This is a genomic window from Leucobacter sp. UCD-THU (genome assembly GCF_000349545.1).
Lineage (GTDB): Bacteria > Actinomycetota > Actinomycetes > Actinomycetales > Microbacteriaceae > Leucobacter > Leucobacter muris.
Genome location: NZ_KB714599.1, coordinates 76745 through 90046 on the forward strand (window position 1 = coordinate 76745; position 13302 = coordinate 90046).

Genomic DNA, 13302 nt, shown 5'->3' on the forward strand with positions numbered 1-13302 from the left:
CCCTGGGCTACCGGAGTGGCTGGTCAACGGCGGAGAACCGGAGCAGCCGGCACCCATCGCCGCTGGTGCAGGCGGCGAAGATCGTGAACGCGACCGGGCGCGCATCCGAGGTCTCCCGCCCATCCCACACGCCCGTGCGGTGGCGGGTGCCGGTGATCGTGTAGGCGATCGCGCCGGGCGGGAGCTGCCCGGCACCGGCCTGGGCCTTCGCCGCCGCCCAATCCGCAGGCACGACGATGCTCTCGACCTCGATCCACTGCCGGGTCTGGTACTGCCGCAGCTCCCCCCAGGCGCTCGCCTCCGGGAAGTAGCCGCGCACATCCGCGGCCAGGCCCGGCGCTTCTGCGGGGTCGGCGACATCGACGAGGCGCTGCATGTAGTCGGCCGGCCCGTACTCGAGGCCGGTATCCCACCCGAACAGCCGCTCCGCCACTGACCGCGCGAACGCCTCTCCGTTCGAGGTCTCGGGCACCGGGCGCGGTGTGAAGCTCGGCTGCCGCGTTTCCTCGGCGGGGCTCGCAGGCGTCGCCAGCGTGTGCGGGGTGGCGGGGCCGCGGAGGAGACCGTAGACGCCGACGCCGATCAGCAGCAGGAGCACGGCCGCGCCGGCTGCTGCGGCGATGAAGAGCCTGCGGGGCGGGCGGTCAGCGTTCGGGTCCATGCGGAACCTCCTGGAAGTCGATGCTCAGGAGGTGCGCACCCCGCGCCCTGGGTCAGCCCGCCCGCACCCCGCCCCGCCGCGGCTCAGCGGCGGCATCGTTGGCGGCTTTGGCAGCTTCGGTGCGGAGGTCGCGGATGATCGTAAGGAAGGCGATGGTCTCGGCGAGCACCCGCTCGACCCGCTCCCACTCTGAGGGGGTGAGCGCCTGTGCGATCTCGGCGGCCTCGTAGCGGGTCGTCCACCCGTCCAGGTCCGCCCACAAGGCGAGGAACGCGCGCGGCGGCAGCATCACGAGCGCCAGCCGCGGTCGCGCCTCGGGCTTCCCCTTCTTCTTCCCGGCGCGCTTCGCCGCGGTGATCCGGGCCACTGCGTCGGCGGCGAGCTGCGCAAGCTCCGCCGTGCGCGCCTCGTGCCCTGCGGCTCGCACCTCGGCGGCGGAGGTCGCGGCCTGCGCCCGCACCATCTCCGGCGTGCCGGGGTCGGTGACAAGGCGGTCGAGCTCATCGAGCGAGAGCGCGGCGTTCATGCGCAGGTGCGAGCCATGCACCTTCCCGCCGGCCTCGATCCGCGCCAGCTCCTCGACGGCCTGGGCGCGGATGTGCTCAGGGCGGGTGTCGTCGCACGCGAGGTCCTTGAGGCGGCCGATCTGTTCGAGCATCGTCTGCGAGCCGCGCCCGGTCACCATGCGGGCGGCCTGCACCCGTGCTTCCCCGGCGGAGCGCGGTGCCGTCGATTCGACGGCACCGGAGACTCCCGCAATATCGCCGGCTTCCGCATCATCTCCGCATTCCCTGGTGGTGCTGCCGAAGCGTGATGCCTCCTGCCGGCGCGCAGCGTCCTCGGCCATCACGGCTTTCAGCTCCCGGTACAGCGACTCCGCCTCGATCAGCGACAAAGGTTTGTGCATGGCGCTGTCGTCCTGCTCGGCGAGGAGCTGGCTGAGCCGGTCCGTGAGCCCGGACCTGATCCACACGTTCGTCGTGCGATGCCCGAGCCGGCGTAGCGCGTGGTAGCGGCGCCACCCGCACACGAGCACCCCGTCCGGGGTGAGGGTGATCGGCTGCAACAGGCCGACACGGCTGATCGACTCCACGAGGGCGTCGATGTCGCCGAGATCGGTGCGATGCCGCGTGCCGACGACGATGGAGTCGAGGGCGCGTTCCAGCTCGATATGCCCAGGGCTACTCGCAGCCACGGCACCCGCCCCCTCCCGGAGCGGAGAGCACCACCTCCGACAGCACGGCCTCATCCGTGAGGAGCGAGCGGAGGGGTTCTTCGTTCACGAGCCGATGGAGCACGCCGCGTGCTGCGGAAGTGTGGGCGAGGTTCGGGTCGGGGTTGCCGAGCACGACCCGCAGCATCGACAGCCACGACCCGGCCGGAAGGTCGAGGAGGGCGCGGGCGTGGTAGTCGCGGCGCAGCGATTCGAACGCCGAGGCACGCGACGGGCACTCGGCGAGCCGCGTCACGATGTACTCGATCCCGGAACGTGCCGCCTCTTCCGGCCAGCCAAGGAAGTGAAACAACGCGACGCAATCCTCGATCGCCGGGGCGACCCGCCCGGCGGCTTCATCCGCCTCAGCTTCGGCGACCTCGGCGAAGGGGTCGGGGGCGCGGAAGCTGGGATGGTAGTCGGTGAGCGGGTTCTCCCGGTCGGAGAAGCGTTCGGCGTCGTGGTGCGCGGAGAACTTCGGCCTGCGCGCCTGATGCACCGAACACAAGAGCCCGTTCGCGCGCTCCTCGGCGATGCAGGTCACCTGCACGGCACGGGTGACGACCGCCCAGGGATCGTCGGCGCGGCGCACCGCCCCGGTCCGCATCGCATCGAACGCCGCCGCGGCGGCCTCCCACGGGTCCAAGCCGTGCCGGCGGGCGAGCGCGGCGTAGCGGTCGGCGGCGTGCCGCATGAGTGCGGTCACTTCGGGGTCGTGCTGCCACGCCCACTGGCCTTGCCCTTGCAGGCGTATCAGCAGGGCGCGGAGTCCTTCGGGATGCTCGAACCCCCGCGCCCTGCCCGGAGTTCTGGGCGCGGTCGCGGGGGTTCTGGTCTTGCGATGGCTGGTCATGATGATGGCACCTCCTACCGGAGTGGTGCGCCAGCGCTGCATGGGGGCGGGAAGGTCCTGCGCGAGCAAGTCGATGCGTGCGGACATGGCAGCTCACCTCAGCCCCATCCCCGCGCGCTCGGCCTCGCGGCGTGCGGGGGTTCTCCGGCGCCCGCCGATCGACAGATCAGGCAGCCGCTTCGCACGCTCGCTCCGCTCAGGACGCTCCGCCCGGACGGCGCGGCGCTCGTGCACGGATTCGCGGGCGCGACGCAGCAGCTCGGCTCTGAGGTCCACGCCCCACCCGGTCACTCGAGCACCGCCGCCGGCGATCAGCTCCGCCGGGCGCACCCACCGCACCTGCGTGCGCTGCCACCCCTCCGGCTCCGGTGTCTCGGCCTCGGCAGTTCCAGTGCGCGTAGGAGCGGTGTCTTGCCGCGTGAGTGAGGGGTCGCGGTGCGTGGCGAGCATCGACCGCTCCGCCGCAGCCTCCTCGGCCGGCCGGGCGCGTTCGGCGGCCATCGCCGCCGCAAGCGCCGGATGCAGCCGCGAGCGCGCGGCCTCCGGCGGCCCCAACTCTGGGGTCTGATCGTCGGGATTCATGAGGGTTCCTCCTCCTCGTCAAGAACGGATGCAGGGTCAAGTTCAGGTTCGAGATCGTCTTCGGCTGGCTCAGGTGTCTGTCCGGCGACGGTGTGCTGATCGGGGACGAACCAGCGGCCGACGGTCGAGGCATGGACGCCGAGGTGCCGGGCGATCTTCTTGTTCGACCACCCCTCCGCGCGCAACGCCTCCGCAACACCCCGACCACCCGGCACCGCTCGGGGAGCCTCCGCGACGGCCGGGCGGGCGTCGATGATCGAGGGCAGCGGGAACGTCGCCGAGACCACCGCAGACGAAACCGGCAACGCCGCCCCTTCCTCGGCCGTCGTGAAGGTCTCTTCCGGGTTCGCGGGGGCAGTGTTGTGGTGGCGGGTGAGGATGACGGTGAGGTGCGTGATCGACAGCAACACCACCGGCGGTACCGCCGCGACCGACGCCGCGAGCACACCGGGCACATCGGCATCGGCGGCGACGAGCGCATGGATGGAGTTTGCCGTCACAGACAGACCCGCCCCGCAGATCAGCAGCAGCCACGGATACCACGCCTGCCGGGTGCCCGCGAGCGCAACGACCGCGACCGTTGCGACGACGATGATCCCGTCCACGATCAACGGCCACGCCCACGCCTGCCCGACATCGATCCCGGAACGGCGCGCCAGGTCCGCGAGCGAGGTAAAGGAGAGCCAGAATGCGCCCGCCGCAATCAGCACCGTGCCCGCCACCGCCGTCACGACCGCAAGCCGGCCACCTCCTCGCACCACCGTCGTCGTCATGCGAGCACCCGCCCTCGACTGGCTGGCTCCCGCCGCGCCTGCGACTGCCGCGCATTGCCCTGCGCAGGGGCCGGCTGCGCAGGGGCGCGGTAGGCGGAGCGGATCGTCCGCTCGATCTCCCTCGGTGGCAGGCCGATGTCCTCGGCAACTGGCCCGAGCGCATCGAACGCCTCCGCGAGCGTGGCCCCGTTCTCGGCGAGACGGCAGGACGCCCAGTACAGGCCAACGTTCCGGTCCTCGCTCCGCCCGCTCAGCCATGCCGCGATATGCGCGGTGCGCTCTTCGAGACTCCCGCGAAACGACGGCGATTGCCACGACGCACGCGGCGGCCGCGGGTCCAGGAACTCCCGCAACGCGCCCGCATCCACCGGCCGAGCAGGATCAGGCGAGAGTTCGAGAAGCTGATACGCCGCCACTTCACCGCCAACAAGCGCGCGGGAGGGCGGGGCGATAATGTAGCCGGCGGTGCCGCGGAAGTCGAGCTGCGCGGTGCCGGACGCCCACGACCGCTGCTCGGCCTCCGCCACTGGATAGTGGGCGTGCAGCCCGCCCGACGGGGTGACGACGTGCGCGACCCAGCCGTCGAGGAGGCCGGTCCGGGTGGCGCGCTGCCAGGACTCGGGGCCGCGCGGAGGATCGCCCTTCACATCGACATCGACGACCTCGACCCCCGACGCGGGACCGGTCGGGATGCCAATATTCGCCTCCGGCCATCTCTGCCACCACGCCGCGACCTGCCCGGGGTCGGCGGTCGCATCGTGAAAGCCGTGCGCGACGAGCGGCCGCTTCTCGCCGGGCACGCAGGGGAACACCGGCACGCCCTGGCTCGCATAGTGCTGGGCGGCCTCAGCAAGCGTCATGCCCGCGACCGGGGTGAGGAGCTGGCCGGCGCTCATGACAGCCCTCGCGCGTCGACTGGCTTGCGCGCCGGTTCGGCTGCCCGTGCGGGGCGCGACCTCGCAGTGGAGGTGCGGCCGGTGCGTGCCGGCTGCTTCGACGCAGCACGAGCAGGAGGCTCGCGGACGAGGCCGGGAGGCTCCCCGGTGCCAAGCTGCACGGTATCGAGCTGGTCGAGGATCGAGACGGCGATCTGCCGCACCCGCTCGGCAGTGTGCTTCACGACCGTCACCGGGTCCTTCCCGTCCACGGTCGCCGCCCACCCCGACACATACGGGATCGTGTAAGCGGCGGTATCCATGCCGTGCGCGGCACCGATCATCAGCGCCACCGACTCCGCCTCGACCTCCGCGATCCCGCGATGCCGGGTCGCGTCCTCGTCGTCGGGGTCATGCAGGCGGATGTGGGCGAGCTCGTGCGCGAGGGTCTTCGCCTGCGCGGCATCGTCCATGTTCGTGCGCACCGCGACCCATTTCTCGTTCCAATGTGTGAGCCCGTTCGCGCCGCGAATCTCTTGCTCATGCGGCACCTGCCGGAACTCGTACCCCGCCGCCGAGATCTGTCCGATCAGGCCCTCTCGCAGTCCGGCAGGTGCCTCGCCTTCCAGGAGCTTCGGACGCGGTGGGAGCGGTACCTCCGCACCCTCGGTCTGGGAGATGTCGAACACTCGGGCGGGCGTGACGCCGATCATCCGCTCCCGCACCGACTCGCCCGGCCTCGGCCGCTCGCGTGGCTTGAGCCTCCGCCACGAATCCGGGTTGCTCGGCGTCGCTGACGCGAACCGCGCTTTGAATGGCGCGAGGATGCCATACGGTTTCTGCCCGTCGATCACCTCACGCCCGAGCGACTGCCACTGCTTCATCCCAGCCACATACGTCGGGTACGGATCAGGCACCAGGCCGCCAGCGAACGCGGCCTCGTGCTGCGCGAAGATCAGCAGCACATTGTTCACGCTGCGCTTACGGAACTGCGCCACGAACGTCAGCGCTCGCTTCCAGTCCTCGCCCGTGACCAACGCCTCAACCGACGCATTTAGCGTCTCCTGCAGCTCCTCGACCTGCGCCTCGCGCACAGCCCGAAGCTCCTCGCTGCTCCTTCTTCCCGCCATGATCCCCGGCTCCTCTCGACGAGACGCGCAACACACGCGACCCAGTCACCTTGAGGTACGCCGAGAACTCCGCAGAGGATGTGGATCCTAAGCGGGCAGGTAACCGATAGCTTCTTCATTGAACCCAGCGAGTCCGAATATGTTTAGCGGAAGGAAGGTTGGCCTGGGATGAGAGTATCGACCAACAGGCTTAGTTCGGCCGAAGTCATGCTTTGATCCCCGAAGAAAGAACGATAACCAGTTGGTGTCTGCCCGAAATGCCGAAGAAAGATTTCGGCAGCATGGCCCGCATCTCGCCATCCAGCCTCGCGGGCTATCTCTTTCACCGGAGTGCGAGTTGTTCGCAGGCAATGTGCCATGAATCGAACTCGTTGAATCGTTTGGTAACCGAGGGGACTTGTGCCGTAAGCGGCTACAAACTGTCTGTATGACTGAGATGGGGAAAGATGAACGATCTGCGCGAGCTCCGCTAACGTCCAGCGCCGCGACGGCTCCCGCTCAATCAGCCCCCGAATTGCAGCCGCCTCTCTTGAAACGATCTTGAAACTATTCACCCCGGTCCGCCTGACTGTTGGAGTGCCCAGCCCTCTGTTTTGCAGTAGCTCAACAGGTAGCAGCCGCTGATTCAGGATTTGCAAAACTTCTCCAAATGCAGACTGAATCTGATAGAAGTTTTGACTCATCTTGCTCACCGAAACCAATAGGTTCAGCTGTTCGGAGAGACGTTTGTGATCTTCAGCATTTAGGCGCAGCAAGACCTCTTGTTCAGGGAAGGTCTTGCCCAGGTAGCTTAGAACCTGCGAGCGATCAATGAAGATCGTTGACATCTCCCAAAGCAGTTGGTCCGCGAGATACTCGAAATCCGCGTAAACGGTTGTCAGGGTTACGGTGCTGTTAGGAATCTTCTCGCACGACAGGTTGGGGCCAAGGATCATGAGATCGCCGGGAAGAAGCGATCTGTCGCCTTTGTCGCTACTCACAATCGCAGACCCAGAACGAACAAAGATGTATCTGACACAAGTGCAGCTCTTGGACTTAAAAGGTTTGGACAGGACCCTTGTCTGAGCCAGCACTGGTACAAAACGCTGCATTCTCCATTTTAGATTTGGTTCAGGGCCAGTCTCGCGACGACTCTTCGAGAATGAAAGAAGTGCTCGGTGCTCGAGGGTCAGTTCCTGGTCGGTTTGAGGAGAGAGAGAAGTCGGGTTAGTGCCAAGGTTGCTTGGAGAGGCAGAACGCCGTTGCCTAGCGCTGCAAGCTGTTGATTCAAGGTGAGCGCAGGGAGCGAGTGAGTGACCCAACCAGAAGGAAGGCCCATGAGCCATTCCACGAATGCGGACGCTGGGCGAGGCCCAGCCGAGTCGTTCAGGAGCGCAGGTGCGGGCGCAGCTCGTCCGGTGATGTGCTCCCATCTGGCGATGGCCGCAGCATATCTTCCCCAGCGGTGAAGATGCCGTCGATCAGGTTCCACAGTGTCTCTGATTTGGCTCTCCATTTCGGTGAGCCATTGGGTCCGTTCAGGGCGAGGTCGATCACCTGGTGCGAGAGCGCGATCGTTCCCCGTCGTGCCCGCACTTGATCCAGGTTCTCCCCGCCCCGTGCCGCGTCGGAGGCGAGCGGGGTTCGGAAGAGTGGCACGGGCGAGGATGAAGACGCGGAACCGGGGATGCGGAGCGCCGACGAGGGAAGCGGGTAGGCCGATCCATCGTGCGTCATACCCGAGGTCGGCCAGGTCTCCGAGTACGGCGCCGAGCGCCCGGAGAGGTCGAGCTGGCTGGTTTCCCAGACCCCACAGGCCGGGTTCCAGATGGCGAAGGGTTGCGGGGTCAGGGGTTGCACGTTCGTCTCCTTGAAGGGTTGCATCTTCGGGGGTTGCGCGGATCGCCGAGGCTGAGAGCAGGCCGCGCACGTTCTCGATCACGACCCACTCAGGCCGAAGCTGGTCGACGGCGTCGGCCATGTTCGCCCAGAGCCCGGAGCGCGTGCCGGGCGCGAGGCCGGCCATCTTCCCCACGGTGGAGACGTCCTGACAGGGGAACCCGCCGCAGAGGATGTCCACCGGCTCGACGGTGCGCCAGTCGATCATGGTGGGTTCGCCAAGGTTGGGTGCATCCGGCCAGTGATGGGAGAACACGTGGGCGACGGGTTCGTTGATCTCGGAGAACCAGGCGGTGCGTGCTCCGAAGACGTGCTCGACGGCGAGGTCGAGGCCACCGTAGCCGGAAAACAGCGACCCAACCTTGAGCGGTTCGGGGTCGAGCGTTTCGGGAGGTGTGAGCATCGGGGTTCCTGCCGGTCTGCGATCCCGGCGGCACCCCTCTACCGAGGTTCCAGCGCGCCGAGCTGATCACCTCACAGGTGCACGCCGCGATACCCGCGCCCTGCTCACCCCCGACATCTCTCCCGCAGACCCGGCCCCCGCTCCCGCGCCCGGCTCCTCGCCTCCGCAGCCCTCACCGCCACCGCGTCCTCAGCTACCTCTTCGCCTCCTCCCTCCCGAGCCTCCACGCGTCTTGCAGATGAGGTTTCAGAGCCCGTGAGTACACGCAGAGCCACCCGCGCGCACCTCCTTCCCGAACGCGACCGAGCGTTCAGGAAGGACGACCACCGATGAGCGCGAGAACGACATACCAGCCGGCCCAGTTCGAGGCTTCGGGGTGGGATTCCGGCACTCCGGAGCACAAGGCGAGGTTCGTGAACGCCTTGCTCCGGTTCATCGCGGCGGATTGCCCGCGCGAACGCTTCACTCGATCGCTCTACCAGGGGCTCTCGGCCCACGGCTATTTCGGGTTCATCGCGCACTACGACCTCGACGGCTTTTACGACGCGCAACTATCCACCCCGGAACGACGAGCGAGCTTCCTGAACGAGCTGCGCCGCGACTGCGAAAAAGACGCGCACCTCGACCGCCCAGATCTGTGGAGCGACGTGAAGCGGGTACTCGCCGAGCGACTGCAACCCCAAGAGTTGCAGGCATCGGCCAGACGGTTGCCGGCACCCACGCGGCAGCGACCCCCGGCGAGCAAGCGCGACGGCCTGACGCTCTTCTGACCCACCGCCGGGGTTGCGCGATGTTGCGCGCTGCAATCCCTGACGCAACCCCCGGTTGCACGGCTGCGACGAGGGACGAAAACGGGAATCGGGTTGCCGGTAGTGTCTCGCCTGCCTGGGCTCGTACTAGTGCTACGCGACCGCGACGCCGAAGAGCAGCCCGATGAGGTAGGTTGCGATCATTGTGGCCGAGCCCATGACCACGTTACGCAGGATCGCCCTGCCGCGCGGAGCACCACCGAGAGCAGCACTGATCCATCCCGTGAGGAACAGGCCGAGCACGACGGCGACTGCCGCGACCCAGATCCGGTGTTCCCCGAGGGGCAGCAGGATCATCACAAGGGGGATCAGCGCGCCGGCCGCGAACGCAACGAACGACGATAGCGCGGCTGCCCAGGGGCTGGTGAACTCTTCGTGGTCGATACCGAGTTCGACCTCCGCGTGGGCGGCGAGCGCATCATTCGCGGTGAGTTCGACGGCGACCTGATGCGCGAGCTCGCCGGAGAGGCCTCGCTGCCGGTAGAGGCCAGCGAGCTCTTCGAGTTCTTCGTCGGGCATTGTCTCGAGTTCCCGCTTTTCCTTGGCGATTAGCGCCTGCTCGGTGTCGCGCTGCGTACTGACCGAGACGTACTCTCCGCCAGCCATCGAGAACGCGCCTGCGACGATCGCGGCGATACCGGCAGTGGCGATCGCGAGCACGTTGTTTGGGGCGGCTGCGGCGACACCGATCACGACGCCCGCCGTCGACACGATGCCGTCGTTCGCACCGAGCACTCCGGCGCGAAGCCAGTTCAGGCGCTGGCCGATGTCCTGGAGGTGAGCTTCACCGGGATGGTGCGTGTCAGATGAGTGAGGAGTCATGGATCAGTTCCTTTGTGGAGTGTGTGCTACCTGAACGGGGGTAGTTGTCTTGTGCGGCCCGGCGCTTGCAAGGCGTTCGGATCGTGGGCCGACCGCGCGGAGTGCACCGAGGATCGCAACGAGATCGACCAGCTCCTGCATCCACGCGCCCAGGAGTGCCGGTAAGAATCCGAACGCGGCGATGAGCATCAGGGCGACGCTAATGATGATGCCCAGCCAGATGCTCTGCAGCGCGATCCGCACGGTATCCTGGCCGATCCGCACCGCGCGCGGCAGCGAGGAGAGCGTGTCGTAGCGGTTGACGACGGCCGCCGATTCGCTCGCAGCGGTCGCGCCGCGAGCACCCATCGCGAATCCGATGTCGGCGGCCGCGAGCACCGGTGCATCATTCAGGCCATCGCCGACCATGATGAGGGGGCGCGGCCGCACCTCGCTCACGATGCGCACCTTGTCTGCGGGGCGGCACTCCGCATGCACCTCGCTGATTCCGAGTTTTTCCGCGATCGGCTGAGCGGTGACGGTTACGTCTCCGGTGACCATCAGGGTGCGCTCGATGCCGAGTGTCGTGAGTTCACGGAGGGCGGCCTCTGCCTCCTCGCGGACCTGATCGCGCATGATGATCGCACCCGCGAAGCGGTCATCCGCCGCAACGTAGATCGCAAGCTCGCCTGGCGCAAGGTCAGCCACGGAAAGCATTGGCGCATATTCGCCTACCCAGGAGGGCTTGCCGACCCGCGCGAGCACTGTGTTCGGTGTCTCAGGCGTGCGGAGGGTTGCGGCGACACCGTTGGTGGCGAACTCCTCGGCCTTGGATGCTTCGAGGAGCGGAATCTGACGCTGCTTCGCCGCTCCGACGACGGCGCTGGCGAGCACGTGCGAGGAGTAGACCTCGGTTGAGGCCGCAAAGCGTAGCACTTCGTCTGCGTCGAACCCCGGCGCAGCCACGATGCGTTCGAGGGTGGGTTTCCCGGTGGTGATGGTGCCGGTCTTGTCGAATGCGGCCGAGCGGGCGCGGGAGAGCTGTTCGAGGGTGCCGCCGCCCTTCACAATCAGTCCGAAACGCGCCGCCCGACTCATTCCGCCGAGGAACGCGACCGGGGCCGCGATCAGCAGCGGGCACGGGGTCGCGACCACCAGCACCTCGGCGAACCTGACCGGGTCACCGCTCACGGCCCACGCGACACCGGCGATGACCAGGGAGAGGATCGTGAACGGCACCGCGTAGCGATCCGCGAGCCGCACGACCTTCGCCTTACTGCTCGCGGCCTGCTCGACGAGCCGCACGATCTGCTGGTACTCGCTCTTCGAAGCCGGCGCTGCCGCGCGCATCGTCACCGCGGCCTGGCCGTTCACCGCACCACTCGACACCTTCTCCCCGGCCTGACGTTCGACCGGCAGGCTCTCGCCCGTGAGCGACGACTCATCGAACACGGCGTGCTCGGAGACGAGGATCGCGTCCACCGGCACCAGTGCGCCCGGGCGCACGAGCAGCAGGTCACCGACCGCGACCGCATCGACTGGCACCTCCTCGGTGGCTGTATCCGCCGTGTGCGCCGAGGTTTCGGTGTCGAGGATCTTCGTGGCCTGCTGCGGGGCCTTGCGCAGCAGCGCGGTGAGTTCTCTCTTGGAACGGTGCTCGGCGTAGTCTTCGAGCGCCGCACCTCCGGTGAGCATCAGCACCACCACGAGCGCCGCCCACGGCTCCCCGACGAGCACGGCCGCAGTGATCGCGGTTACCGCGAGAATGTCGAGCCCCGCATGCTTCCGTAGGAGCTGCCGGATCATCCCGACTGCCTCCCACGCCGCGATCGCGAGCGCGTACCCGCCCACGATCCACCGTGCCACGCCGCTCGCTGGCGTCGCGAGGAGCAGGAGCCCAATCGTCGCGACCAGCAGGGTTGCGAAGACGAGCGGATACGCCCTGACTGCGGCGAGAAATCGGCTCATGCTACTCATTTTCGCAGGCGGGCGCTGCCCCCGCACCGCAGGCCAGCCTCACCTACATCAGTGACGGCTGGAATCTGGACTGTTCACAGCAGCACGATACCTAGTCCGGCGGTGGCGAACACCACCGCCCATGCCGGCGCTTTCCACGAGGCCAGTGCCACGAAGGAGAGCACCGCCACGAGGAACGAAACGACACCCGTAACACCCTCGACGAACACGGGATCGTAAAGTGCTGCGGCGAGTAAACCCACGACCCCGGCATTCACGCCCATCAGAGCACGCTGCACCCCGACTATGCGGCGCAGTCGCTCCCAGAACGGCAGTACCCCCAGCACGAGCAGCGCGGATGGCAAGAAGATCGCGATCAGGGCGATTGACGCTCCTGCCATCCCGCCTGGGCCGCTCGTGGTGACCGCACCGAGGAATGCGGCGAACGTGAACAACGGCCCCGGCACCGCCTGAGCGGCACCGTAGCCAGCAAGAAAGGTGCCGGACTCCACAAGCCCCGTCTGCACCGTCTCGGCTTCCAGCAGCGGCAGGACGACATGACCGCCACCGAACACGAGCGACCCTGTGCGATAGAAGATATCGAATAGGCCCACCGTCGCATTCCCGGTGAGCATGGTGAGGATCGGCAGGCCTCCCAGTAGCAGCCCAAACACGGCCAGGCTGATCGCCGCCACGGCAGGTCGTATCCGCACCGGAAAAGTGTCTCCGCTTTCTGCGGGGTCGTGCTGAGGGCGGCAGACGAGGAGCCCCAAGATGCCCGCCATGAACAGGGCGCCGAGCATGGTCAGGGAGCCGGGAACGAGCACGACGGAAGCCATAACTGCGACGGCGATCGTCGCGCGGCGAGCGTCAGGCGTCAAAGACTTCGCCATGCCCAGCACCGCATGGGCGACGACCGCGACCGCAGCAGCCTTCAATCCGAGCACCCACCCGGCCTGAGACAGATCGCCGAGCGCAGAGACCCCGAACGCGAACGCGAGCAGCAGCACGGCAGAGGGCAAGGTGAAACCCGCCCAGGCCGCTGCCATTCCAAGCACTCCGGCACGCTGCAGCCCGATAGCCATACCGACCTGGCTCGACGCCGGGCCCGGCAGGAACTGGCACAGCGCGACAAGGTCCGCATAGGCACGATCACTGAGCCACCTGCGCCGTTCCACGAACTCGGTACGAAAGTACCCGAGGTGCGCCACGGGGCCACCGAACGATGTCAGCCCCAGGCGAAGAAAAACCAAGAACACACCGAGGGATGACCCTGAGGGCAATGGGGGCCGATGCTCAAGCGATGACATTTCCCTCCCAGCATGAGGCATGGCTCGTGCACCATGGGCCACGACTTCACCACCGCTA

13 protein-coding genes and 1 pseudogene are annotated in these 13302 nt (G+C 67.5%); 1 reads left to right on the top strand and 13 read right to left on the bottom strand.

Annotated features, from left to right (window positions below):
* Positions 1–7: 7 nt before the first annotated feature.
* The 10 genes and pseudogenes from H490_RS18005 to H490_RS32585 form a co-directional block, all read right to left on the bottom strand.
* Positions 8–661 (bottom strand): hypothetical protein, encoded by a 654-nt coding sequence (locus H490_RS18005; RefSeq protein WP_017882784.1) that lies wholly within the window; start codon positions 659–661, stop codon positions 8–10.
* Positions 662–713: 52 nt separating this feature from the next.
* On the bottom strand, positions 714–1754 hold the full coding sequence (locus H490_RS18010; protein ID WP_238560280.1) for a hypothetical protein: 1041 nt from the start codon (positions 1752–1754) through the stop codon (positions 714–716).
* A gap of 88 nt (positions 1755–1842) precedes the next feature.
* On the bottom strand, positions 1843–2814 hold the full coding sequence (locus H490_RS18015) for a hypothetical protein (RefSeq protein ID WP_238560281.1): 972 nt from the start codon (positions 2812–2814) through the stop codon (positions 1843–1845).
* Between the two features lie 6 nt (positions 2815–2820).
* Positions 2821–3309, bottom strand: a complete 489-nt coding sequence (locus H490_RS18020; RefSeq protein WP_017882787.1) for a hypothetical protein — start codon at positions 3307–3309, stop codon at positions 2821–2823.
* The gene (locus H490_RS18025; protein ID WP_017882788.1) at positions 3306–4082 is read right to left on the bottom strand and encodes a DUF2637 domain-containing protein; all 777 of its coding nucleotides are present in this window, start codon (positions 4080–4082) and stop codon (positions 3306–3308) included. The genes H490_RS18020 and H490_RS18025 overlap by 4 nt, the downstream gene beginning before the upstream one ends.
* Positions 4079–4978, bottom strand: coding sequence for a bifunctional DNA primase/polymerase (locus H490_RS18030; RefSeq protein ID WP_017882789.1), 900 nt, complete (start codon positions 4976–4978; stop codon positions 4079–4081). The genes H490_RS18025 and H490_RS18030 overlap by 4 nt, the downstream gene beginning before the upstream one ends.
* Positions 4975–6087, bottom strand: a complete 1113-nt coding sequence (locus H490_RS18035) for an ImmA/IrrE family metallo-endopeptidase (protein WP_017882790.1) — start codon at positions 6085–6087, stop codon at positions 4975–4977. The genes H490_RS18030 and H490_RS18035 overlap by 4 nt, the downstream gene beginning before the upstream one ends.
* A gap of 143 nt (positions 6088–6230) precedes the next feature.
* A complete protein-coding gene (locus tag H490_RS31530) occupies positions 6231–7067 on the bottom strand; it encodes a helix-turn-helix transcriptional regulator (RefSeq protein ID WP_162903907.1) in 837 nt (278 codons plus the stop codon).
* 385 nt (positions 7068–7452) lie between these two features.
* Positions 7453–7926: a hypothetical protein gene (locus H490_RS32580; protein WP_238560303.1), complete on the bottom strand. Its 474-nt coding sequence runs from the start codon at positions 7924–7926 to the stop codon at positions 7453–7455.
* 61 nt (positions 7927–7987) lie between these two features.
* Positions 7988–8368, bottom strand: a pseudogene (locus tag H490_RS32585) (DNA cytosine methyltransferase); the annotation flags it as partial.
* Between the two features lie 329 nt (positions 8369–8697).
* Between H490_RS32585 and H490_RS30920 the strand changes: the two are divergent.
* A complete protein-coding gene (locus H490_RS30920; protein WP_017882792.1) occupies positions 8698–9138 on the top strand; it encodes a hypothetical protein in 441 nt (146 codons plus the stop codon).
* A gap of 132 nt (positions 9139–9270) precedes the next feature.
* Here the strand turns inward: H490_RS30920 and H490_RS18045 are convergent, their stop codons facing one another.
* The 3 genes from H490_RS18045 to chrA all read right to left on the bottom strand — a co-directional run bounded on the left by H490_RS18045 (position 9271) and on the right by chrA (position 13244).
* On the bottom strand, positions 9271–9999 hold the full coding sequence (locus H490_RS18045) for a VIT1/CCC1 transporter family protein (protein WP_017882793.1): 729 nt from the start codon (positions 9997–9999) through the stop codon (positions 9271–9273).
* A gap of 3 nt (positions 10000–10002) precedes the next feature.
* A complete protein-coding gene (locus H490_RS18050) occupies positions 10003–11946 on the bottom strand; it encodes a heavy metal translocating P-type ATPase (RefSeq protein WP_017882794.1) in 1944 nt (647 codons plus the stop codon).
* An 83-nt stretch (positions 11947–12029) separates the two neighbouring features.
* Positions 12030–13244, bottom strand: a complete 1215-nt coding sequence (chrA, locus tag H490_RS18055; protein WP_031289556.1) for a chromate efflux transporter — start codon at positions 13242–13244, stop codon at positions 12030–12032.
* Between the last annotated feature and the right edge of the window lie 58 nt (positions 13245–13302).